Source organism: Alteromonas lipotrueae, from assembly GCF_019249255.1.
GTDB classification, from domain to species: domain Bacteria; phylum Pseudomonadota; class Gammaproteobacteria; order Enterobacterales; family Alteromonadaceae; genus Alteromonas; species Alteromonas lipotrueae.
Genome location: NZ_JAESDJ010000020.1, coordinates 1 through 25,072 on the forward strand (window position 1 = coordinate 1; position 25,072 = coordinate 25,072).

Genomic DNA, 25,072 nt, shown 5'->3' on the forward strand with positions numbered 1-25,072 from the left:
GTATTATCATTTGGAAACAAAGATGATGCATTCCAGCAAAGTATCGAATCGGAAAACGTTGATGTGGTCAATGTGAATGGGAATATCATCCTACGTCTATTCAAACTGATAATCGTTTTATTAAAATACTCATCAATACATATACATTCACCTGCTGTTATTAAAGCATTCGCCCCCATTTTTCCCTTACTACTTTTTAAAAATACTATTTACACTATTCATGGGGAGGTCGAACCCCCTATAAGCTTTTTACGTGGTTCTCACAAAATTGCATCTATATATCTAGATAAAATATTTGCGGTTTCTGAGCCTATAAAGGCTGGGATTTTTCAACGCTACGGCTGGCACTCAAGCATTGTCGAGGTTGTTAAAAATGGTGTAGAAGTGGCAGAGGCCCCTCTTAGGGTAGGACACAGTGACAAACTTAATCTTTGTACTGTTTCTCGCCTAGTGCCATTAAAAAACATTGAACAACTTATCGTGAACTTTGCTGCCAAAAAGGTACACGAATTTAGCCATTTACATGTCTACGGAAATGGTCCAGAGCTTGAAAAGCTAACCACACTTACAGAGAGGTTGGCAATGTCGCAATTTGTGACATTCCATGGCGCAGTCTTGGACGAAAAATCAATTTACGATGATAAGGACTTATTGTTAATTAACTCCACTACAGAAGGTCTCCCCATGTCCTTACTCGAGGCAATGGCTAGAGGGATACCCGCGTTATCTACCGATGTAGGTGATATTAGTGCTGTTATTAATAGTGGAGAGAATGGATATATTTATGACAGGAATGATATGAACACCTGGCTTAAACATTTGAACAACTTAAATGGTGAACGAAAAGAATTGAAAGAAATGGGCGAAAAAGCTTACCGTTTTATCGCAAATAACTACTCGATTGACAGTGTATCTATGCTATATGAGAGCTACTACTCATGAGCAAAAAGAAACCTCTACTTTTCTTCACCAATTTGCACCCTCTCCCGTGGCAAGAGACAAGAGCAACTTACAACCTGGAAGAAACTAAACATCTAAGCGAGCATTACGACATAAAAAAACTCATTCCTGTACCTTGGTTTACATGGTTAAAGCAAGTATTGGTTAATGGATATCGCACTGATAAAAACACATGCTTATTCCCCTTTTTTTACGTTCCAAAGGTGATGACCTCGCTACACCCCCTCTTTCTTGGAATCTCCATAGTTATCTCTGTTAAGCCATTACTTTGGATATTAAGTGCTAATCGAGTGATAGCAAGTTGGGCTTATGCCGAAGGTGTTTGTGCGGCTTTCTTTAAAGGCTTGGTAGGTAATAAACTTATCATTGAGAGTTTAGGGAGCGACATTAATGCGTTAATGACGAAACCGCTTCATAAACGTCAGATGAAATGGGCGTTTAAAAAAGCCACCTTTGTAACGGGTAAAAGCCAGGCTTTGGTCACCGCCATTCACAGCCATACATCGCGAGTAAATGCAGAAGTCGTCTACAATGGCGTCGATTTCGAGTCATTTACCTTAAGATCCTCCCCCGTCTTCACATCAGCTGAAATTAAACTCGTATTTATAGGTTCAGTCATAAAGACAAAAGGCATTTTTGAATTGATTGACGCCATCGCATTATTGAAAAAACAGAACTGCACCATAAATTTGAACTTATTGGGCGCCGGCGCACAGATGAAGGATCTTGAAGAAAGAATAAGCCAGTTAGGTGTTGCCGACAGCGTAAACCTAGTCGGCCCTATCCCCCACGATAGCTTAATGAGTTTCATACATGATTCAGACGCTTTAATTCTGCCAAGCTATCGAGAAGGTGTCCCGAATGTCGTTATGGAGTCTCTATCAACTGGCACACCTGTGATTGTTACAAAGGTGGGAGGAATACCAGAGGTTGTGCAAGAAAACACGAACGGAGTCTTCATCAACGCCCTGAGTGGTGAAGGGGTTAAGGAAGCCATCTTGAAGACAAAGAATACCGAATGGCAGTGCAATGCAATACGCGCTTCCATTTCTCACCTTACTTGGGCGAACACAGCGCAACATATCCAATCTTTATTAGAAATAAAACAATGACAGCATACAACTCTTTGGTTCAAGTACCTTACTCTGACTTTGAATTTGCGGTTAACGAAGCTTTCGAAAGCAAGCAACCTTTCAGCTTTATTCGTCTCGGTGATGGAGAAGGTGCTTTATTAGATTTTGATGAGCAGTGCTCACTCGAAGATATTGAATATTTGTCAGAACATGTGGGCAAAAAAGCGACCATCGAACAGCTTTCCACATTGAAAAATAACTTGGAAAAAGCCATCGATAATACGAATATAGTTGGTATTAGAGATGATGTACTGGGCGTCTCATTTGAAGAAGGTTTACTTAAACAAAACGATGAGCAAGTTTTCTTAGAGGCATTTAAACAAGCCTTTACGCTACGCGCCACCGAGTTAAATATTTGCTATTCAGACGCTAGGCGTATTGCCAAACTGTATAAAGCAATCAAATACAATGCTTACTCTCACCAGAAGCTATGTACGCAGTGGATCCCTTTCGACTACTTTCTTTCAGGCGCGTTGACCAACTTGCTTGAACGAGCAGGTGAAATTGGTGTGGTTACTGCTCGTGTCAATATTCCTGAAAAACTCAGAAAAGCATTAAGCATCAATGTTATTGAACACATCACTCCCGATAAATCAGCTAGGCAAGTAGGAACTCTCATTCCACATTACCCAGATCATTTCAATAGAATAAAAAATGAGATAAACGTGAAATATCCTGGAATGCCCTATTTAGTTGCAGCAGGTTTGATTGGAAAAGGTTATTGTGCCGAAATACAAAGGCAAGGTGGTATTGCTTTGGATATCGGCGCATTGATTGACTGTTGGGATGGCCGATATAGCAGACCCAAAGTCATAGAATCAAAATTCAATGTTAAAAAGACCTTAATGGGCAAGAAAAAGCTGCCGGAAGAGCTCAAAATGACAACTGAAAATGCTAAACGGCTGCGTGAACTATTCCGCAATACCAGAAAATAATTCACACCGAACTGAATTTGAATCGATAGGTACTGACTACATTGAGTAAAAAACGTCTTCTTTCCTCTGGCTTCTTTTCTCTTATTGAAAAAATAGTCACTGTTGCCGCCATGCTAATACTGACCCCCAGCATTATTACCAGTATTGGCAGCGACGGCTATGGTTTATGGCTTTTAATACTTTCTGTAATGGCCTTTTTTAACATTATTGAACTCGGTTTCCCCGCAGCGGTTCAACGATTTGTTACCCTACACCTTGAAAATGACGATAAAACATCGGCTAATAGATTCTTAACCGTCTCGTTGTTACTGTTCGTAGCTTTAGGACTAATTTCGTCTAGTCTAGCGTATTTAATGTTTAATACTCCTGCGCTTCTTGGCCTTGACGAAAGTATGGAATCATTACTTATTAATGTAGCGCTAGTGTTTATTTTCAAAATCGTTATGGATTTTGCGATGAACCCGATTAATGCTATATATGCTGCCTATTTACGGGTCGATATTGATGCTATTCTCGCTATTATTAACGTTTTCATAAAATCGTTGCTGATTTATTATATCGGTAGGCACGAAGGAATTGCAGCAATGGCTATTTGTGCTGTTTCAACCGACGTTGCTGTAAATGCTGTGAAAATTTTTATATCAAGAAAGATATATCCACACTGGAAAATTCATCTTTCAGATATTGACGTAAATACCTTTAAAGAACTGTTTAACTTTTCCAAATACATCATCATTATGTCAATTGCAAAGGTGATAAATCAACGTTCTGCCCCCATTATTATTAGCAACTTAATGTCAGTGAAATCGGTTGCCATATTTGGTGTCGCACAAAACCTAATTAATCATGCGGATACGTTAACCCACTCTATTTTTAATGCCTTTTCAGCTTTTTTTACGCAGTTAGTTGCGAGAGGAAGTGAAATGACTGAATATATTGTTCGGACAGCGAAAATGTGTTTTTTGGTCAGTACCCTGCTAGCTGTGAACATTCTGCTATTCAGTCAATCTTTTATTACTGTATGGCTGGGGGAGGATTTTGCACAAGCTGCAACAGTCGTTTCAATAATGTCTTTTGCGCTCTTAACACGCCCATATGCCATGGTATTTAGGAAGATACTCATAGCTCAGGCAAATCATAAAAACCTTATGTACGTGTCGTTGATTGGCTCTGTGGCAACTCTATTATTGATTTTCGTTCTAGGGAGTAAATATGGGATCGTCGGCGTTGCTTTGACGTTCACTTTAGTCTCGTATTTAGTTCAGTTCTTTCTATTTCGTATAGTATTCAACCAGTTCAATTCAGTGCCACTGTATAGAGTAGATATTTGCTTTTTAATTTCGCTTGTCCTTTGCCTTGTAGCATTTTTCGCATCACACTTTTACCCCCTATTCTGGATTAATAGCTGGAGCTCTCTCGTAATGTCCGGCATCCTATTCAACATTGTGTTTTTGCCTTGCTTAGCTTATTTAACATTGCCAAAAGTGTTTATAGTTCAAATTATTACGTTACTTAAGAAAAAGGCCCTTCGAACTTAATAAAGAGCAATAAGGTTTTTGCGAATAACAAGAGAATAATCAAGCTTACTGTTTGGTTCTATCTGGCACTAGCCTTTTCAATATGCTGATATGCTAGCGTGTAACTTGAACAAATTGTAAATGAGATACTTTTAAGAAGGTATATAGAGGAAATCAAATGCCGACCGAACTTAATCCGATAGAAGTGAGCCAAAAAGAGCTGAGTAAATACTCAGAACTTATTCGTACCAACAAATACAAATACCCACTTCGTCGTATAGTACAAAAAAGAAAATTTCATGCATTTTGCTTAGGCACACCTAAGTCTGGAACTCACTCGGTGGCGAATATCCTCTCCAATTTTCGCTCTTATCATGAAATCAACGATACATTCATCATTGCCATGATTTATTTATCGAAAGCAGGCTTGCTATCAGATGCAGATATAAAAAGAGAGCTTTCTGTGCGAGACCGCTACAACTGGCTCGAAATGGATTCATCACACTATTACGGCCAATTCCCACAACAACTCATTGAAACCTTTGCAGATGCCAAATTTGTGTTGACCATTCGAGACTGCATATCGTGGATTGACTCATGGTTTAATCATCAGTTAGCAAGAGATGTTCAAGAAAAAAATTCACTCTATGATTTAGGCAGGACAAACTATTACAATAGAGGCTTTGAGTACACCAAGCACGATGAACCACTTCGCCAACATGGATTGTTTCCACTGGCTTCTTATTTCCAATTCTGGGCTGAACATAACAACAATGTACTCACCAGTATCCCAAAAGAACAACTGCTAATAATTAAAACTAAAGAGCTAGGCAGCGCTAGCGCTAAGCTTGCAGACTTCTTGGATATAGAGCCCAAAGAGCTAGTTACTGAAAAATCACATAGTTTTAAAGCGAAAGAAAAATTAAATATTTTACAATTGCTGGATAAAGATTTTGTTATTGACACGGCTACCCAGTATTGTGAACGCATCAACAATGATGTTTTTCCAGAAGCTACAATTGTTGATGCTATTGATAAGATATTTCAGAAATAACCCTCTGATTTTGAAATAACTAGTTTACTGAGCCCCCTAAAGAAAAGAGTAGTCCTAGTTACACTGCATTATCTTTGGACTGGGGCTCTTTATTCCGAGAAAGAACCTCAATAAACCAATCCCTTTTATTACGAAGAGGCTTTTCGAGCAAGATTAAGCTCAGGCTAGATACAGTGATTGTTGCGCAGAGGAAAGTGAGCAACCTTGCCAACCAATTATCGTCAAATATCCCCAAGTACATAATTGTGTTCAACATCACCATTTGGTAAACGAATAAACCGAATGAAATATCGTTCTTCGCAATAAACTTCTCTACTCGATTGAACCAAGATAGGTTTGACGGCACTTTAAAAGCAATACTTACAATCAAAAAGGCCAATACCGTAAACAAAATGGGGTTAATGTCGTTTCTACCCCATTTAAACCCCAGAGCCCCTAAAGAACAAAAGAGCGCTATATGTAATACAAGCCATGGGGTTGCATGAGTAGTTAGGCGCTTCAACTTTCCGTAGTCACGGCTAAATATGTAACCTAACAAGAAAAAGAACAGCCATGGTAAAAGCGTAAGAAAGTGTATGATTTTCGTGTAAACATTCGGCGTGAAGTTATTAAAGTAATGAAACACCATATTGAACAGTGCACATACTATTAGCAGTACATAAATATAATAAGATTTGCCTTTTCCTATCCAATAGTTATCTAGTTTTCTAAGTAACGGCAGACCCAAATAAAATTGCAGTATCACGGGTATAACCCACAAACTGCCATTCAATACTCCAGTGCCAACATGGCTAAGAAAGTCAGGGTGATAAAAGAACACTACAGTAACCTGCCCTAAACTCCACATTAGGAACTTGAGCCACTCATCGCCTTGCAAATCGACCATACCCAGCGAAAACAATAAAACAATACTTACACTAAAAGAGGCCCACAAAGGTGGATAAACACGGAGTATTCTTTTTACGAAAAAAGCGGTTAATGATTGACTGTTTGATGAACTGAGTGATATTAAAAAACCACTGATAAAGAACAGAATTGGGACACCTGGCACAAACCACGTCAGGGTAGCTACTACGTCGATATAAGACTGCGGCGCAGTATCAAACTGCTTAGAATGTGAGAATACAATTGAGAAAGCAGCAAGGTATCGTATCCAAATAAAATGGTTAGTTCTTGGAATAATATTGTTCACGCACCAATTCCTTGGAGATTCATTATTTACAAACGCAGGAGTCTACTGGCGTTTGTCAAGTTTATAAAGCCTTAGATTTACGCTAAACCTAACTAAAGCACTTGTTCAAAGCATTTCATTAAAAGGGCGTCTGGTCTCAAATTAGACTCATAGTAGCGGTGATTCTCTTTCATCATAGAAAACCTAGTGTCTGTACTTTCATCTAACCTAATAGCTTGGTCTACGCACTCTTGTGCTGTTGTAAACGCCAGGTAGTGACTTCCTTCATCTAAATTAGGAACATAATTTAAGTTTTTTTCTGCAACAATTGATTTAGACATAGCGATATACTCACCAAATTTCCATCCTATAGATCCGTGAAGACCCGTGGACGCAATACATATATCATGAGACTTTACGGTATGCAGGTAATTACTTTTTGTCGTTAGACCAGCGTTATCAACCACTAATTGAGGGTGTTGCTTGACTGCGAAATCCGTTGCAATTAACCCTCCGGTAAATCGACTCCCAAATTCATCTCTTAAAAGCTCAATACACTTAGCACGCTGGACATTGATTTCTTCTCTTTGCGTTTTTTGCTGGTCGCTAATTTGGAAATAACTGTCGATCTCAGTGTCCCAAAGGCGAGCTAAAAAAAGTACTTTAGCCTGTTCTCTTAAAACAGGGGTAGAACTAATATTAGAAACTGATGCTTTAAAATGTAGTTTCCCTAGAAAATCTGCTTGTTTTATTAACTCTTTTTTCCACTCTTTGGTGCTGTAAAAAAGCGCACAACGTTTAAATCCAAATGGGTCAAACCCATCTGGATACACTAAGTAATTTAATCCATACGGATATACGTTCTTTTGATAATTTTCAGGCTCTAAAGATGGGTTAAAGCTACGTTTAAAATAATGGTTAGTCAGTGCGTACGCTTCAAGGTCTATTGCGGCACTATCAGACGTATCAAAGCACAACTTCTTACCCGCCAGCTCGATATGCAGGATGTTGGGCTGAACGCTGAACGGCACAGTGCTTTTACGTGCTTCTTTCCCAACTCGCATGGATACCTTGAGCCTACCCTGGCGATGCAGCATGGTTAAGCCCGTATAGATTTGCTGCAAATGATTTGAGTTATTATCAGCATAGACAGTACATTTCAGCTTATTCACTCTCGACTCCCTTCAAGACTACAATCCCTTGGATTGGTAAGTGATCACTACCCATATCTTCCCCCACCTCGGAATGAATAGGCGTAAACGCTTTGCTTACGAGTAGATGGTCTATACGTGGGCTCACCAACCTATTTTTACGCGTTGAGCCATATCCATTTCCGCCAACGGCGAAAAGGTTGTATAGATCACCCCAGTACTGTTCATATTGGTAGTTTCTATCGGTGATATTAAAATCCCCAGCGATGATCACTGCGTCGTTATCAGACCATTTATCTAATAAAGCGCGAGCTAGACCAAACTCAACAGCCTTTGCATCCTTAAATAAGGATAATTTTGATTCAAATCCTTTCAACGTGTTGAACCTATACCCAAAATTAGATATCGAGGCAAAATGAACATTGGCTAACAGGACTGAATCCCCCCTGATTTTTGCACTGTGCAATGAAACAAACCGACCCCATCCGCCCAAGGGTTTTCTATCCAGACTATCCAATTCCTCAAGTTCAAAGCGCGATAAGATACATAGGCGCTGAACGCAATTAGTATAAACACCGGCATATTCACCTACATTGAACTGACCTAGACGCGATGCCTCTTGAATAAAAAGAATATCTAAATCTTGTTCTATGAACCAATTGTACAATTCTGCTTTTTCGACACGTTGAGCGACATTGTATGATGCGATTGAGAGTTGGCTTTCATAATCTATCGCTGCAGTAGCTTTTTTACTGAAAAAAGAGAAGTTAAAAGGTGAAGCAAAGAATATGGCAAGTAATGCTAAGGGGACCAGGTATCGTTTTGACTTTCCGAGAAATATTAACGCAGGAACACACAGTAGAAGCAAAACATAGTCTGGTAGAAAGTCGAGAAAATAAAAAATATCAAATAGCTCTATATTAAGGATAAAAGCTCCACTGACCACGAATACTATACAAAGTAGGAGTATGCTAACTACGCGACATAAAGCAAGAATCATTATTTTCGGTCCCGATATATTTTTAGTGGCTATTTTTAATGGTGTTTGGGCTTAATAGCTAGTCGCGTAACGACGCAGTACACGGGTCATTTTCCATGAATCTTTTTATATTCTTCGTGCTTAACGCCAAATAGCCCCATAAAGGTACCAACGCCAGAACACACCCTGAACAACCCATCAACAAGCGTACCTTTACTGCGCAAAAATAACGCTTTAACTATTAGCAAAACACCGCGTATCACGCGGACAATAGACAAAATACTGCTCTTTAACACAGCTTTTAAAAGCGATTCCTCAAAAATATGCGAACGTGTAAAGCCGATCCCCGAACGAAATCCGCGACGACAAAACCACTTTATATTTTTTCTGCTTGAAGGCATTTCTTCAACAACTGGGGCATCGGTGTAGATACACCTAAACCCAGCATGGGTACATTTAAGCGCAAAATGATAATCACTTGCCCCTGTCATCGCGAAACGTTCATCAAAACAGGGTGACATCTTAGCCAGTACGTGTTTACTCAACAGTAAGTTATTGGTGTAGAAAACACTTAACTCCTGTCCTTCGCTTTGAACGGGTGCTGGGTAAAGAATTTCAGTAGCCCAGTTCTGTTTTCCAGCTTCGTCAACCGAGATAACATGGCTTGTGACGATATCTGCAGCGTACTTTTTGGCACTTAAAACCAAATCCGAAGCCCAAGTTTTCTCTTTAGGCCATTCGTCGTCGTCAATGAATATTAAATAATCGCTATTCATGGATGTTGTAATAGAAACGCATTTATTACGGGCGTATACAATGCCCGCCTGTCCTTCAACGTCATAATGGATTGGTATACGGCCAGAACGACGCTTATCTACAATGTCCTTTGTTTCTTTATCACATGCGTTATCGACAACTAAAATAGAAAGCGTTAGATCTTCTGAAAATACCTGCTCCTGTAGAGCGTCGAGTAACCGTGCTAACCAAATAGGCCTTTTACAAGTGATAATAGCAATAGTGACTTTTTCCATGGCTGGCTTTCTCAATATTTGGTTCTTAAAAACGATTCAATTCTTTTGAGCGGCCAACTTAGCTTCCACCAAATAGATTCATAGGCATCTAAAAAGTGACGTTTGAAATAAACCTCTTCTGTTTTGACCGCATTCAAATGCTCGGAAAGCACACCCGACAAAGACGCTAAATAAACTTTATATTCATTAACTGACTTGGCTAGGCGGGCTTCATCCACCACGTCACTACTGAGTATTTCAAAGACTTCCATTGCAAGGTTAACAAGAGGCTCATTAGGTACCTCTACTGCCTTTTGATTCTTTAACTTTTTATCTATAAAACTTTGCTTTGGGGTATTTTGCCCGGTAGATATTTCGAAATGTTCAAATATTTTTCTTGCTGAATCATCTGGAGTATTCAACAAATCTTGATACTTCAGGATGAAAGGGTTCAGCCCTTTAGCTCCAATGTAACCAGAAAGCGTATAATTTAGCCAAAGGTGCATTGATTTATTAATAGAAAATCCATCTCGCTTTTTAAGCGAACCATGAACTTCCATTGGTGAACGTAACATCAAAACAAAATTAATTTTGATTCCTTTACTGCCGAGTACCTCTCTCCAGAAAGGCAATAGCAAGGTAGTTCTTGGGTCTTTCATACCCCACAACGTCTTTTTTGCGTAATCTTTATCTAAAAGATGTTGCGCCTGAGCTTTATAACCTGCCAAAGAATCCGCGACTTCAGGGTTGATGCAAAGCGCTAATGGGTGATCCCAAGATAATAATTGCTCATCCAAAAGCCTGTCATTAAGATCCACAAGTAAGGAGTTTTCGAAGAAGCCTTTTTCGTTGACCCCTTTTTGGGGTGCAAACAAAGAACTTCCCATAAAAACACCCAGTTCGGAAAGAAGACCCGAAACGGCAGAAGTCCCGCTTCTGTGCATACCGACCACTACAATCGCATTTGGCTTCATGCCACCTCCCCTTTGATTCTTTTTCTCATTTTCTTAATAGACACCAATAATGAGCGAGGCGTCACTTTTAGAATCAAGGATGTGATTAATAAATCTATTCGGTATCTTTTGAGCATCCATGCATTTGAATAGCAAGAGGAACATTCTTTAAGCTCATTGATATAGAAAAAGTTGCTCGCATAGTGACGATAAACCCGGTACTTAGCTTCTTTACACCATGCTCTTTCTTGTTCAGTTAAACCGCTAATTGAGGATATTTTACTTATGCAAATTAAATCTGCTGTAAGCATTTTTGCCTCATTGAGTGAGTAGTTGGCACCATGGATTACGTAAGTTGCCAATGGTTCACTCACTACGCCGAAGCGCGTAATTCTTGCTAACCGAAGCCACACATGCCGATCGTCAACACCATGCAATTCTCGACTTTCGTCGAAGCCTCCTATTTCTAGAAGTAAATTTCGCCTCGCCATTCCAGTACAACATGAAATAAAATTTTGCATTAATAAGGCTTTAAAACATTCACCCTCAAAGCGCGGCTTACTAATACTAAAATCACCGTTTCTATCAACTTCAATCCAACTGTAAACAACGCCAACATCAGGGTGCTGCTCAAACGCTTCCATTTGCTTTTCAAGCTTGTTTGGCTTCCATAGATCGTCCTGATCACAAAAGCCAACGATATCCCCTTCCGCGTACTCAATGCCTACATTTCTCGCGGCTGCTACTCCGCCATTCTCTTTGAAGACATATCGAACTTTATGGCTATCAAGGTATTTTTCTACAACTTGTTTGGATGAGTCTGTGGAGCCATCGTCTACTATAATAATTTCATAGTTTTCATAGGTTTGAGCTAAGAGACTGTTAAGCGTCTTTTCTACTGTTGCTTCACCGTTGTACATAGCAACAATGACACTAGCTTTTAGTTGATTCAATTGATTATTCTCATCTACAGTTACAGTGATAGCAATATTCTAATGACTAGGTAAAGTGCCCCTAAACTAATGACTGCTAACCCACCAATTTTTCTTATTATGCCGCCGTTAAGTGAAAGTGGCGTAATTTTTCCGACGCGATAATACATAGCGGCTGTCATTGCGACGAATATATAAACGACCATTATATAACTGCGGCTGATGAAAAATGCAGTAACAGCGTACCCAATTAAAGCAACCAACAAGTACTGGCTTAAGACTTGCTCTTTTTTAAGCGCCTCTTCATGACCAGGGCTAACATCATTGCATTTCATAACACTCAAAAGCATATAAACGGCTGTAATCATAAACATTGCCCACATGACATATCCAAATATTCCAAGCTCCGCCATTACCGTGACATAGGTATTATGTGCAACCTTCGAATGATATTCTAAAAAACGTTCTTTGCCGAAGCCAAATAAGGGTCGATGTTTAAGCATTTGTATACCTTCGTACCATGCGGTTAAACGTTGACTTGCGCTCTCGTCATCCTTACTGATTTTCCGGAAAGTCCCCATCGCAACGAGTACACCTGGAATACTAATTGACGCTAAAATTATGGCTTTAACTTTACCGAATTTTATGTAGAACAGACAAAAGAAAACGCTCAAAAGCCCTAAAAGTGAGCCTCTACTGCCACTCCAATATACTCCCATACATAGCATCAAGACGGAGGCCAGCGCCCCTGCTTTCGTCAATAGGCCTTTACCGGTTAAGAGGAAATACACTGCAACAGGAATATTCATGACAAGAAACATTCCCATATCATTGGGGTCGTTAAAACTCCCGACAAACCGAGCCTGAACCGACTCCCCACCACCATCATAACGGTAAACCACTGACTCAGCCCATCCTTGGCCTGTCGGGCTTTGCATTTGGCTGTAGGCGTGCTGAACCATAATTAATGACGAGCTTAAAAATATGAAAAAAATCACATTCTGGCGTTTGACCGTGCTCAGTAAACTGAAGTAGAGAATAAACGGAATAATGTTGGCGTTAACCCATTCTATTAACTTACTCAGGTCGCTAAAATAGCGAAAAGCACGAATTTCTGATAGCAACATAGAGAAAAGCAGTAGAATTAATAACGTACATTGGACATTCCAAATCTTCGGCCTGAAGCTCACTAAATAGGAGAAAAACGTCAGTATCAGAAACGTTCTCAATAATGGAAATTCAATATCAAATAACGGCCATTCGTGAGGACGAGCGAGCAGTAAAAAAGTATAAATCGCAAGTAGGAAGAACCCGAAAGAGGCATGATTGGCAGAATTACTATTCATTTGCATACTTTTGTTATTTACCATGACACTCTCCCTAAGATTCGAACTCTTAGGTAACTTAATGCTTTCATAATAGCGGTTCGCCAACACTCGAAGAAAAATGTAGTGCTGTACTTATGAAAAGTGAAGCTGTAAATGGGTTGTTTATATTCCGTAATGTCTTCTTTGTAGCTAGGAGGCATTGATAGTAAAAAGTCATAATTATTTAGGTTTAATATGCGGGCCTGTCGAAGTTGAGCGCAATGCAGAAGCATACCTGGAGAAATATTGGGTTTAAAAGAGGTGTCTACTCCACTTTGGTAAAACACTAGATCATCACCGGATATCATTGAATAATTAACCGCTATCGTTTGTTCATTTTTTTTTATAGCGATTAAAGACAACTTTTCAACTGCTAAAAGCTTTTGCAAAACACTATTGTGAAAGGCGTCAAATAACGGGTGGTCAAAAATAGAAGGGTGTCCAGGTCGACGCCATTTTGTATTGTGAAGACGCTTCAATTCATCAAAGGCAAGCTCTAAATCCGAAACATTTTCTACAACATGATAGGTAATACCACGCTTTTCAGCAGCCTTAAGATAGCGGAAAGTTCTTTTTTCGAGCTTGGTTTTACTATCTCCGGTATTAATAAAATACCGATTCCCTTTGAACTCCTTAAGGTTTTTATACCCTAAATATTCAAACATCATGCTAACTTGATTTTTTTCTGTTGAGTTTGAAACAACTAATTTCTTAAGGCCAATAGTGTCAATCGCCTTTTTGAGTAGTTGGTTAATCTCGGTACTAATTAACCGAGCTGACAGCATATCCAGGCCTTCACTACATACTTCTGCAGCTTCTGGTTCTCCGCTACCTACAAACCAGAATACGCCAGCGCGGTCCCCTGCTCGTTTATAAAGAGGCAATAAGCATACTAGCTCATCAAGATCCCAGACTGTCACTACCGCCAATACCGACACACAGTTTTTAAATACACTTATCCATGTCGTTATCCATTCATAACTAAGAAAAACATTACTGTTGCTTGCACTAGCATAAAGCTTCTGCCAAGACTCCTTGCTCTCTACTATTTCTTGTTCTGAGTCTAAAATGCGCACTTCCATCACTTAAAACCCGGCATGTGGGGAGTTCTTTGAGGATGTAGCGCTCGATGAAGAGCAATCATCGGGGCATTTAGTCACGGTCACCACCAAACGATGAGTATTAACCCCTTTCAATGCGCTTTTAATTCGAGCAAGTTTAAAATTCCGTACAGAAGAAAACGTTTGGCCGTCAATGATATAAACATACTTAATAAGCCAAAAATCCCCCACCTTGTCACGACTTACTACCTGATTTTCCCCGTCAGAAATCACTTTCGATATTGACGTGTGGTCGCTAGGTATAATGGTATTTAAGTAGAATGATGCTTTGTTATCTAATTCTTCGGCATTGAAATAAAAGACACGCTTTTGCTCGTTATTAACATCACTGGCAACGCTGCAGACAAAAGAGTAATTGAGTACGTCTAAATTGATATGATTTCGGGTATCAAACTCAGCCTCACAATTTTCAGGTAGGACGGTACTATTTTGAATAGACATTTGCGCTGCATATGATGAAAAACAGAGAATCATTACTGTTGCTATTACTACTGTTGCCGTTAGTGGCGAATTTTTTTCTGCTGCTTCAGGTGATACCTCGGTGACGGGATTGATTACACGCATTCTTTCGTCTGCCTGTTCTAATTTTCCCCCCAGATAAAACTGAATTAGTGCCACGGGAACATAGATATACCAACCAAAGTTGTTGTGGTCAGTCATTAGAGAGCTTTCCATATTGGTATAATCTCCAATAAGAATAAGGAAAACTATTCTTAGCCAGTTAGTTACTAATGCGCCTACGATTGCAAACAATATGAAGATAAAAGCGCTTTTAAATGTTCTAAGGTAAAGAAATACGTAAAGTGAACTTATCGCAAGCGATACGATGATATACCGCAAACCACTACACCCCCTTGCGATTTCAAATACACCTGCTGGAATAGTGACAAATTCATTTTCTACAAAAACGGGAATATCCGTAAATGACATGATAAATGTCACCATAAATACAGAAAGTTCTTGAAAAAAGCCGGCGAATGCCCCCCAAAAGGGATAGATGAAAATTAAGTACGAGAGGGGAAATATGAGCGACCAACTCAATCTAAAAATTTGTAAACTCAAAAGAATAAGCAGCGAAAGGGACAATGACCAATACAGAAGGCTAATTTGAGACCAGACACTTATCCAAAATAAACCACCAATAACAATGCCTGCAGCTAACCATCCATAACTAATTTTTGTTCTAAAAATCAGTTTTTGCTGTTCAGCTGCAGTGTATATCAGATATAAAATAATAACGGGTATTAAGTAAGCGTGAGAGTACGTGCCGTCGTCAAAGCCGTTATCCCACAATGTCTTCATAACGGGAAAGTTTAATAACGCCCAACCCAATATGACCGTAGCCATTGTAACAAACGCAATTAGGCCATTCCTTGCTAGCATACTCTTAATCCCTATTTGAATATTTGAAGGCTATCTGCCTTTTCCAAATAACACCACTTCAACAGTTCTGATAAGTATAAGAATATCTAGTAGAAGACTTTGATGCTTAACGTAATAAAGGTCGAACTTAAGCTTTTCCATGGAGTCTTCCACACTTGCCCCATAGGGGTAATTGAGTTGCGCCCAACCAGCCAACCCGGGTTTAACATTATGGCGCTGGTTATAATAAGGTACTTCTTTTACTAACTGCTCAACAAACTGAGGCCTTTCAGGGCGAGGACCAATGAAAGACATTTCACCTTTAAACACATTAAGTAATTGAGGTAGTTCGTCGATACGATACTTTCTAATGAAATGCCCAATTCGCGTTACTCGATCGTCATTTTTACTTGCCCATTTAGCACCGTCTTTTTCGGCATCAGGTCGCATGCTTCGAAACTTCAGTATTTTGAACAGCTGCCCATTTAAACCAACTCGCTCTTGAGCATAAAACACCGATACCCCGGTGCGTCGACCGTCATCAAGATAGATGATGAGTGCAGTAGTGAGCATGATTGGCCATACAAATATAAACACAAAAAGTGCCAGTAAAGCGTTAAGGCTGTAGTCAAGCGCATCTCTGAGGTAATTTTGGCTCTGGAAACCATTTGAGTAGATAACCCAACTTGGATACATCAAGTTTACTACAATTTGCCCCGTCTCCCTTTCCATGAAGTCGAGTAATTCGGTAACCTCAATACCACGCAGGCGACATTCAAAAAGGACTTCAACGGGCAAGGTGCCACGACGTTGATCACACGCAATGACAATTTCTTCAATATCATTGTCGTTTATAAACTGCTGAAAGTTCTCATCCACCTTTATGTGAACGATTTTTTCTCTGCGAATACCGTCTTCTCGGTTATCACCAGGGATAGGCACAAACCCAACCATTTCGAATCCGATTCTATCCACATCGCGACGCATCCGCTTTTCAATAATTGATGCTCTTTCACCCGCCCCTAGCACCACTATACGAACTTTACCTAAACCTAAAAGCCCTAAGCGGTTCGTAAAGTAGCGAAAAATGACCAGTGTGATGATAATCGAAAATACGGCAGCCGGCAGGAAATAGGCATCCATCACCAGATTATCGAACAACGCCCTACTGACGATTTCAACAAGGAAGTAACTTAGCCCCACACTGACAAAAATCCGTCTTATAATGCCGCGAAAAGTTTCCCTAAGTTTTGCTTCATACAGACCCACAGACAGTGAGCAAAGAAGAATCGATACAGTAAGTAAACCTACGTTAATGATCAGCTTTTCCGGTGGAACTTTCGAAACAAGCCCAACCTGTGTGAGGATAAAGTACGTAATGTATCCCATATAAGCTATAAGTAGCGCTTCTGTTACTACAAGAATATTAGAGCGCTTATTTTGATTTCGCTTATTTACTGCCACCCCTGGCCCCTTAATACTACGAACTAATCCCCATCATAGAGGGATTTATTCTAATAGACTAGAATTGTTATTGGCATTATAGTGAGATTTGCCGTAGGGTAAACACCGAAAGCTACAATTTAACCATAATGAGTGTAGGATGATCTCTTATGTTTCGTTTAAAAAACATGCATTTAAGCTTTGCATTTTTACTAGTTTCAATACTTGTTGGGTGCTCGAATACTTCAACTCTCCCCCAAGCTACCACCAGAGCATCATTAACAACCGATGTAAATGAATATCAATACCTAATCGGCCCTGGCGACTCGCTAACCATTTTCGTTTGGCGAAACCCTGAAGTATCCGGTCAGTTTATTGTTAGACCTGATGGGAAAGTAACCACGTCATTGGTCGAAGATATCGATGTGGCAGGACGCACGCCCTCTATGCTGGCTCGCGAAATTGAAGAACAGTTATCAATTTATATTAATAACCCTCGCGTTACCGTGAGTGTTAATAACTTTTCTGGCCCGTTAAGTGAGCAAGTAAGAGTTATTGGGGAAGCCACTAACCCAAGCGCGGTCAGTTATACTGAACACATGACATTACTCGATTTAATGATAGCTGTTGGCGGATTAACTGAGTTTGCCGACGGTAATAACGCAAAATTAGTACGCGTGATCAATGGTCAGCAATCCACATTTTCCTTAAGTATTGACGACTTAATTCGAAGCGGCGACATTCAACAAAATGTAGACATTCTCCCTGGCGATATAATTATTATTCCAGAAGCTTGGTTTTAGTTCTAAGTAGTAAACGGAACATTTAAATGCAGGATTTACAACAAACCTTACTCCAATTTTTAGATTTACTAAAAGGGATTTGGATTAAGAAACGTCATGTCATTATTATGTCATGGATGATTTGCCCGATTGGCTTCTTCATGGTTGCCAACTTGCCCGATCAATACACCTCTACAGCAAAGGTTTACGTTGATACCCGTTCGGTGCTCCAGCCACTTTTGAAAGGTCTTGCTATTCAGTCCAACCCCGATCAAGAAGTCAAAATGATGGCTAGGACGCTTTTAAGCAGAACCAATGTTGAAACGATTGCCAGAGAGAGTGATTTAGATATCACCACTAATTCAGAACGAGAGTTTGAAGACTTAGTAACCCAACTATCTTCATCAATTGTTTTGCGTTCAGCTGGCAGGGACAATATCTATAACATCTCATTTGCTAATGCTAACGCGATTACAGCTCAGCGGGTTGTGCAAGAAACGTTAGACCTTTTTGTAGAAGGCTCGTTAGGAAACAACCGCCGAGACACTGATACTGCGGGGCGTTTCTTAGAAGAACAAATAGCTGAATATGAAAGCCGACTAAGTGAAGCTGAACAGCGACTCGCCCAATTCAAACGGCAGTACAACAATATACTTCCCCTTTCTGGTACATATTATAGCAGTCTTCAAAGCCTCAATGCAGAACTTGAGCTTACTCGCTTGAATATAAAACAGACTAAGCAACAGGTAGATTCTCTTAGATCACAAATCAAGAAAACATCTGCAACGGATAGCTTTGCTGTATCTAACCAAGAAAATTCAGGCTTAAAAACACGGTATGATGACCGTATCCGAAAACTGGAGGAAGAATTAGACCGCCTTCAATTAAGATTTACTGAAAAACATCCCGATGTGGTTGAAGCTAACTTGCTTTTATCTAGTCTGGAAAAATCCCGCCAACGAGAAATTGATGCATTCCTTTCAAGTGTTGACGAAGAAGACCAATTACCCCTTAATGATCTAACTCAGGAAATCCGGCTTGAAATGAGTAAACTTCAAAGCGAGGTTGCTTCATTAGAGGTAAAAGAGACAGATTTACAAAATAAAATTGCTGAGCTTGAATCTAAAGTCGACTTAATCCCACAGATTGAAGCCGAGTCTTCAGCGCTAAATAGAGACTATGGAATAACGAAGAAGAAATACGAAGAATTATTGTCACGCCGAGAAGCCGCTGGGCTTTCAAGACGGGCAGAGGTTTCTGCTGAAGAACTCCAGTTTCGTATTATAGAGCCGCCTCTTGCCGCCAGTTCGCCGTCAGGCCCAAATAGACTCATCCTATACACCGCAGTATTACTTGCTGGTTTTGGCTCTGGTGTAGGCGTAGCGTTTCTAGTGAGTCAACTTTCCCCTATATTAATTAGACCTAAACAATTAAACAGCCTATCTGATTATCCAATTTGGGGAACGGTCAGCCATTTGAATATTGTGAACATTCAGAAAAAAACAAATTTAGATTATTAATCTTCGCCTTGTCCTGCGGGATGATTCTGCTGCAATATGGTATATTAGTGGCCGCAGAGATGATGAATATTAATTTAATCGAGAGGTTTTTCTAATGTCTAATACAATTGAAAAAGCATTGTTAAAACAAAAACAGAAAAACGCTTTGGCAAACAACTCGAATGAGAAAAGCGCAAGCAATAACATAACCGAACCTCAACGTGAAGCTACTGAAGTTGCTAAGCCAGAGACAACATCCCCAAAAAGTGGTTTTAAAATTAACCTTCAGAGGTTAAGCGATAATGGTCATATCTCTCTATCTGGTGAGCGTAGGCAAATTAACGAAGAGTACCGAGAAATTAAGCGAAAGTTACTCGCTAACGCTTTTGGCCCACTCGCTAAAACCCTTCATAACCCTAATATAATAATGGTTACAAGCAGTCGCCCTTCTGAAGGTAAAACATTCACTGCGACAAACCTCGCATTGAGTATTGCAGCAGAACAAGATAAAACCGTCCTGTTAGTTGACGCAGACGTTCTTAAACCTAATGTGCTAAACACATTAGGTTTGGAAAGGCGCAAAGGGTTAATGGAGTATCTTGTCGGTGAGGTCGACGATATTTCTGAGGTACTTTACTCTACCAATATCGACAAATTGAAAATTATTCCTGCTGGTCGCTCGCATCACCTTTCTACGGAGATGCTTGCTAGTCATAAAATGCATGAAACAGTTGATGAATTTGCTAACCGATACCCTGATCGAATCGTTATTTTCGACACGCCTCCTCTTATCGGTATTAATGAAAGCGCTATTTTAGCTAATTTCGCAGGTCAAGCAGTGGTTGTAGTAGAGGAAGGTAAAGCGAAACTTAACGACGTTAAAATGTCTGTAGAACGATTGAACCCAGATATGGCAATTGGATTTGTGGTTAACAAGTCAGTGCACTATGACACCGATGGAAGCGGATATTATGGATATTACTACTCTGAGCGCAAAGACTAAATCTCGTAACGTCGTGCTCAGAAATATATCAAGAAAAACATATTTGGCGATTAGTCTCGGTGCTCTATCGCCTTATGTTTACGCTGATTTCGATATTACTGGCTCTGCGCAAGGTAAGAGTATTTTTCAAGAGGTGGAAAGGCAAGATGAAGATTCGCTTTCTCTGACCACCTTTTCGGTCATTCCTCAAATCAATGCAACCTATCAATCTCGTACTTTTAATGGCTTATGGTCAGGTACATTGACGCATTTAGAACGAGACAATGACGATATCGCCCAAACGCAAGACTACGCTGAATATAGTTACTCAGCACAATGGGCGCCTATCGGAAGAACGTTAGTTTTCCAAGCGGCTGGCGCACTGAATTATCGAAATGGAGACTCAAGTAGCTTTTTGGTTTCTGATTTTCTCACCAATTCAAATAGCTTAGCGAAAACTCGTAATAACACACTTTCATCGTCGCTTCTTATCGAAAACAACAATTGGATAAATGCTCAAGGAAGTGCATCATATTCAGATGTTGCCTCTGAATCCACGTCTGCGAACGATACTCCTCTTGACAATGACTCATACCAATTATACGGCTCACTAACCAATGGGGAATATGCTAGGTACTTAATATGGGAAGTAACAGGCTCTTACCAAAATACGGCTAGCAATCAATCTTCACGTGGTGACTTCATAACGCGCTCCGCTGATGCTTTTACCGACTTCCGTGTTCTAAAGAATTGGGCAATCCGGTTAACTGCTTCTCATGAAGCTAATCAGATTTCAGATAGAACAGATACTAATAGTATTACGCGTGAATTTAACTCCTACGGTGCTGGACTGACGTATCGTCAAGCTGAAAATAGGTATATTGCGCTCACACTGAACAAAAGTGATTCAGATACCACTGAAGATGATAACGAAACCTTTATTGGAGTAGATTTGCTATGGGCGTTAAGTTCACGTACTGAAATTGGGGGAAGTTATGGGCGTCGATTTTACGGTGACTCAGCCTCTGCTAATATGAGCTATAACTCAAAACATTTTAGATCGTCGCTTTCGTATAGTGAGGATGTTACAAATACATCTCGCTTGCTATCAAACCCTGAGAATTTAGGTGTGTTTGTCTGCCCTGTAGGCGCAACATCCATTGCAAGTTGTTTTCAACCAGCGAGCCTGAGTTATTCACCTTCTGCTGATGAGCAATTCGTTGAGTTAAATTCCCAAAATTTGGATTTCGACGACCGAATTATCCTTCAAAAACGTACCAACTTTCAAATGGGGTATGATTTTTCAAGAGTTAACCTAGGTGTTTCTTGGTTATATTCTGAAAACGATTATTTAGATGAAGACAGACTCCAGCGTACACTGTCAATGACGACCACACTGTCTTATAAATTAGGTTCATATACCAATTTAAACACATCATTAAGCTTTGCCAGAATTGATGGACAGTCTGAAGACAACACTTATGACGGCAGCAGTGACAACTTAAATGCCACTTTGGGGCTAGATAGAAATTTTGGGAAACACTTGGTAACAAGCTTGGACGTTAGCTATTTGGATAAGAGCGGAGATTTGTCGTTTGGTGGTGGCCTTTACGGCAGCGATTACACCGATAGGCGGATTACCCTTTCAGTCACCTACACCTATCAGTAATATTGGGCCTCTGTAAAAATGGGTCCAGTAAATTAACTTTTTTTACTGGGTATCACTCTTATCAGTACTCTTCAGTCTTACGTACGTTTTAAACTTTTTCTTCATTAGTTTATCTACATACTGCGTCATTTTAACCTTATGCGATATTGCATCGTCTAACGCATCTACTAACTCCGCCAACATATCAAGATAGTACTTACTATCTCGTATGATATTCCCACCGGGAGTCATAATCGTTTTGTTTTCAGGGTGCTCTGCAAAGTCATGAGTTTGGGACGTTGAATGGCCCAACCCACTCTCAGGCTCAAACATTTCAGCTTTAACTTCATCTATTACCTCACTTACCGCCTCTTCATCAAAGCTTTTAAGCTCCTCTAAAAAGCCAAACAGCATGATGCGATCCATAAGCGTATTTATTTTACGGGGCACACCACGGGTAAACTGATAAATGCGCTCGTACGCCCCTTCTGAAAACAAATCTTCCCCATTCCAGCCTGCATGATGCAAGCGATATTCAATATACTCTTTGCACTCATCTAATGTGAGGGGCGCTAAATGACATGAAGCCACAATACGCTGTCTGAACTGCTCCATATTGGGCGCTCGTAGAATAGGCTGCAGCTCTTCTTGCCCTAATAAAAAGCTTTGTATTAACGGCTTACCATTAAGCTGAAAGTTAGACAGCATGCGCAGCTCTTCAATAGACTCTAACGGTAAGTTCTGCGCTTCATCAACAAGCAGTAATGCGCGGCGGCCTTGGGTGCTTAGGTCGTATAAGAACACCTCAAGCATCTTTAAGATTTCAGCTTTGCTTCTTCCGTCCGTGTTGATATCAAACTTTGAGGCCACCATTTTTACCAGCTCATCAGGCGACAGTTTGGGGGTGACTATTTGGGCCGCGAAAATATCGTCTTGAATTTCAGCCAGCAAACTATTCGCGACGGTGGTTTTCCCTGTACCAATATCACCTGTGATAACAATAAACCCTTCAGCCTGCGACAGCCCATATTGAAGGTACGACATGGCGCGTTTGTGCCACTTACTGGCAAAAAAGAAGCCGGGGTCTGGTGTTAACTGAAAAGGTTTAGCGTTAAGTCCGTAGTAACTTTCGTACATGCTGGTATCCGTTTGAAAAAACTGCTCGCTTTGCTAGCCTACCGATTAACTCATGGGGCTAGCAAACGACTACATTTTACATTTACTGAAATAAAAATTGAGGTAACCACAAAAATGCTAGGTTAACTTGTTTCGTGTTATACGCTCAATGATTCCGGTGGTAGAAACGCCATCCTCAAACGTTAACACTTGCACCTCACCGCCGTTGGCAATCACTTCTTTTCCACCAGCAATTTCTTCAATTTGATAATCACCACCTTTCACCAATATATCTGGTAATAACGAGGCAATTAATCGCTGTGGTGTATCTTCAGTGAAGGGCACAACCCAATCAACCGCACTTAAGCCAGCTAGTACTGCCATACGGCGATTAGTGTTGTTCACTGGCCGCCCTGGGCCTTTAAGCTTCGTCACCGATGCATCGGTGTTTACTGCTACAATAAGCCGGTCACCTAACTGCGCGGCTTCTTCTAAATAAGCCACATGCCCAGAATGTAGAATATCGAAACAGCCGTTCGTCATTACAATACGTTCGCCTCGCGCTTTCGCAGCAGCCATTGCCATTTCTAGTTGCTCTTCGGTCATCACGCCGCCGTCGAGATGCACAGATTGTTCACCTAAAGCTAGCGCTAATTCGGTATTGGTAACGGTAGACGTACCTAATTTCCCAACCACCACACTGGCCGCTAAGTTGGCCAATACACAAGCAGCTTGCAGAGGTAGTTTGCTTGCTAGCGCCACGGCTAGCGTTGATACCACAGTATCGCCGGCACCAGTAACGTCATAAACTTCTTTGGCTTTTGCAGGTAAATGAAACTCTGCATTGTTTCCTTCGAACAAGGTCATCCCCTGTTCAGAACGCGTTAGCAGTAACGCATCCAAATTAAGGTCAGTTTTAACCTGCTGCGCATTTGCTACTAATGATTTCTCAGAAGTAGACTCACCTACCACATGGTTTAGCTCTTCCATGTTAGGTGTAATAAGCATAGCGTTAGCGTACTTTTTAAAGTCACTGCCTTTAGGGTCGACAATAACGCGCTTACCTTTTGCTTTAGCTGCTTGAATTAGTGCTTGGGGGTGGCTTAAGCATCCTTTGGCGTAGTCAGATAATATAACAATATCAACATCATCAAGGGCGCTATCGAACGCGCTTTCTAGTTCAAATTTATCTGAATCAGCAAAGCTCTTTTCAAAATCTAACCGAAGCAATTGCTGATTACGGCTCATCACCCGAAGCTTGGTTATTGTGTCTTGACCTTCGACGGCGAAAAACTGGCAATCAATATCAAACGACTCTAAGCGCTCACGCAGTAGTTTGGCATTTTCATCGTTACCGCACATGCCTAGTAAGCTGACTTTAGCCCCAAGAGTAGCCACGTTCACGGCCACATTTGCAGCGCCGCCTGGGCGATCTTCAGATGACTGAACATTCACTACAGGTACAGGGGCTTCAGGGGAAATACGACCTGTTCCACCGCTCCAATAGCGGTCTAGCATTAGGTCACCTACAATAAGCACTTTTGCTTTACTAAAATCTGGTAAAATCATTGATGAGACAACTTTATCGATGTATTTCAAATTGCCAATGAGTATAACAGCCAACAACGTGAATACCCACCAGCAGCCTTCAACTTGGTACCTTTATCTTATCGAAAATAAACTGGGTCAATTGTACACGGGTATCACTACCTCCCCTGAACGCAGAATTTCCCAGCACAGAGGAGATATTGCAGGTGGAGCGCGGGCATTAAAGGGAAAAGGCCCACTTCAATTTAGGGCCATTTTCTTAATTGGAGATAGGTCGACAGCCTCGCAAATTGAATACAAGGTAAAGCAACTTTCTAAAGAGAAAAAACGGGCTATCGTTAAACAGAAGGTTTTGCCTGAAAACCTATGCAAAAACAGCCAGTATATTTCTCCTTCCGATTATCAGTAA

At 40.5% G+C, this 25,072-nt stretch carries 21 protein-coding genes and 1 pseudogene; 10 read left to right on the plus strand and 12 right to left on the minus strand.

Annotated features, from left to right (window positions below; genetic code table 11):
• From KYS23_RS18665 to KYS23_RS18685, 5 genes are all read left to right on the plus strand, one after another.
• Positions 1–942, plus strand: a 942-nt coding sequence (locus KYS23_RS18665; protein WP_218419753.1) for a glycosyltransferase family 4 protein, incomplete at its 5' end; no start/stop codon positions are given.
• Complete coding sequence (locus KYS23_RS18670; RefSeq protein WP_218419754.1) at positions 939–2,072, plus strand: glycosyltransferase; 1,134 nt, start codon at positions 939–941, stop codon at positions 2,070–2,072. The genes KYS23_RS18665 and KYS23_RS18670, both read left to right, overlap by 4 nt.
• On the plus strand, positions 1,979–3,028 hold the full coding sequence (locus KYS23_RS18675) for a GT-D fold domain-containing protein (RefSeq protein WP_218419755.1): 1,050 nt from the start codon (positions 1,979–1,981) through the stop codon (positions 3,026–3,028). Before KYS23_RS18670 ends, KYS23_RS18675 begins: the two co-directional genes overlap by 94 nt.
• 41 nt (positions 3,029–3,069) lie before the next feature.
• The gene (locus KYS23_RS18680) at positions 3,070–4,566 is read left to right on the plus strand and encodes an oligosaccharide flippase family protein (protein WP_218419757.1); all 1,497 of its coding nucleotides are present in this window, start codon (positions 3,070–3,072) and stop codon (positions 4,564–4,566) included.
• A gap of 157 nt (positions 4,567–4,723) precedes the next feature.
• On the plus strand, positions 4,724–5,599 hold the full coding sequence (locus tag KYS23_RS18685) for a sulfotransferase (RefSeq protein ID WP_218419759.1): 876 nt from the start codon (positions 4,724–4,726) through the stop codon (positions 5,597–5,599).
• 58 nt (positions 5,600–5,657) lie between these two features.
• Here KYS23_RS18685 and KYS23_RS18690 read toward each other — a convergent pair whose 3' ends face one another.
• The 10 genes from KYS23_RS18690 to KYS23_RS18735 all read right to left on the minus strand — a co-directional run bounded on the left by KYS23_RS18690 (position 5,658) and on the right by KYS23_RS18735 (position 17,109).
• A complete protein-coding gene (locus KYS23_RS18690) occupies positions 5,658–6,791 on the minus strand; it encodes an acyltransferase family protein (protein ID WP_218419762.1) in 1,134 nt (377 codons plus the stop codon).
• 92 nt (positions 6,792–6,883) lie between these two features.
• Entirely contained in the window at positions 6,884–7,942 is a 1,059-nt protein-coding gene (locus KYS23_RS18695) for a hypothetical protein (protein WP_218419763.1), read from the minus strand.
• On the minus strand, positions 7,935–8,921 hold the full coding sequence (locus KYS23_RS18700; RefSeq protein WP_218419765.1) for an endonuclease/exonuclease/phosphatase family protein: 987 nt from the start codon (positions 8,919–8,921) through the stop codon (positions 7,935–7,937). The genes KYS23_RS18695 and KYS23_RS18700 overlap by 8 nt, the downstream gene beginning before the upstream one ends.
• 86 nt (positions 8,922–9,007) lie before the next feature.
• Positions 9,008–9,946, minus strand: a complete 939-nt coding sequence (locus tag KYS23_RS18705) for a glycosyltransferase family 2 protein (RefSeq protein ID WP_232370652.1) — start codon at positions 9,944–9,946, stop codon at positions 9,008–9,010.
• Positions 9,943–10,884 carry a sulfotransferase family protein gene (locus KYS23_RS18710; protein WP_218419767.1) on the minus strand — a complete coding sequence of 314 codons (942 nt, stop codon included), beginning with the start codon at positions 10,882–10,884 and terminating at the stop codon, positions 9,943–9,945. Before KYS23_RS18710 ends, KYS23_RS18705 begins: the two co-directional genes overlap by 4 nt.
• Complete coding sequence (locus tag KYS23_RS18715) at positions 10,881–11,816, minus strand: glycosyltransferase family 2 protein (protein WP_218419769.1); 936 nt, start codon at positions 11,814–11,816, stop codon at positions 10,881–10,883. Before KYS23_RS18715 ends, KYS23_RS18710 begins: the two co-directional genes overlap by 4 nt.
• A 20-nt stretch (positions 11,817–11,836) precedes the next feature.
• Positions 11,837–13,165, minus strand: a complete 1,329-nt coding sequence (locus KYS23_RS18720; RefSeq protein ID WP_218419770.1) for an O-antigen ligase family protein — start codon at positions 13,163–13,165, stop codon at positions 11,837–11,839.
• Complete coding sequence (locus KYS23_RS20950; RefSeq protein WP_218419772.1) at positions 13,159–14,238, minus strand: GNAT family N-acetyltransferase; 1,080 nt, start codon at positions 14,236–14,238, stop codon at positions 13,159–13,161. The genes KYS23_RS18720 and KYS23_RS20950 overlap by 7 nt, the downstream gene beginning before the upstream one ends.
• Before the next feature lie 9 nt (positions 14,239–14,247).
• Positions 14,248–15,666, minus strand: coding sequence for an exosortase (gene xrt / locus KYS23_RS18730; protein WP_126871658.1), 1,419 nt, complete (start codon positions 15,664–15,666; stop codon positions 14,248–14,250).
• Between the two features lie 30 nt (positions 15,667–15,696).
• Complete coding sequence (locus KYS23_RS18735; protein WP_126871657.1) at positions 15,697–17,109, minus strand: TIGR03013 family XrtA/PEP-CTERM system glycosyltransferase; 1,413 nt, start codon at positions 17,107–17,109, stop codon at positions 15,697–15,699.
• A gap of 149 nt (positions 17,110–17,258) precedes the next feature.
• Between KYS23_RS18735 and KYS23_RS18740 the strand changes: the two genes are divergently transcribed.
• From KYS23_RS18740 to KYS23_RS18755, 4 genes and pseudogenes are all read left to right on the plus strand, one after another.
• On the plus strand, positions 17,259–17,891 hold the full coding sequence (locus tag KYS23_RS18740) for an XrtA/PEP-CTERM system exopolysaccharide export protein (protein WP_185864123.1): 633 nt from the start codon (positions 17,259–17,261) through the stop codon (positions 17,889–17,891).
• Positions 17,892–17,917: 26 nt separating this feature from the next.
• A pseudogene (locus KYS23_RS18745) lies at positions 17,918–19,485 on the plus strand (XrtA system polysaccharide chain length determinant).
• Complete coding sequence (locus tag KYS23_RS18750) at positions 19,485–20,372, plus strand: XrtA-associated tyrosine autokinase (protein WP_218419774.1); 888 nt, start codon at positions 19,485–19,487, stop codon at positions 20,370–20,372. The pseudogene KYS23_RS18745 and the gene KYS23_RS18750 overlap by 1 nt, the downstream one beginning before the upstream one ends.
• A 43-nt stretch (positions 20,373–20,415) precedes the next feature.
• Positions 20,416–22,020, plus strand: a complete 1,605-nt coding sequence (locus KYS23_RS18755; protein ID WP_246604499.1) for a TIGR03016 family PEP-CTERM system-associated outer membrane protein — start codon at positions 20,416–20,418, stop codon at positions 22,018–22,020.
• A gap of 42 nt (positions 22,021–22,062) precedes the next feature.
• On the opposite strand, the gene KYS23_RS18760 is transcribed toward KYS23_RS18755, so the two are convergent.
• Positions 22,063–23,136, minus strand: a complete 1,074-nt coding sequence (locus KYS23_RS18760) for an XrtA/PEP-CTERM system-associated ATPase (RefSeq protein WP_218419777.1) — start codon at positions 23,134–23,136, stop codon at positions 22,063–22,065.
• Between the two features lie 117 nt (positions 23,137–23,253).
• Positions 23,254–24,684, minus strand: a complete 1,431-nt coding sequence (gene hldE / locus KYS23_RS18765; RefSeq protein ID WP_159532269.1) for a bifunctional D-glycero-beta-D-manno-heptose-7-phosphate kinase/D-glycero-beta-D-manno-heptose 1-phosphate adenylyltransferase HldE — start codon at positions 24,682–24,684, stop codon at positions 23,254–23,256.
• Between the two features lie 37 nt (positions 24,685–24,721).
• Here hldE and KYS23_RS18770 point away from each other — a divergent pair, with 37 nt between their 5' ends.
• On the plus strand, positions 24,722–25,072 hold the full coding sequence (locus KYS23_RS18770; protein ID WP_309475314.1) for a GIY-YIG nuclease family protein: 351 nt from the start codon (positions 24,722–24,724) through the stop codon (positions 25,070–25,072).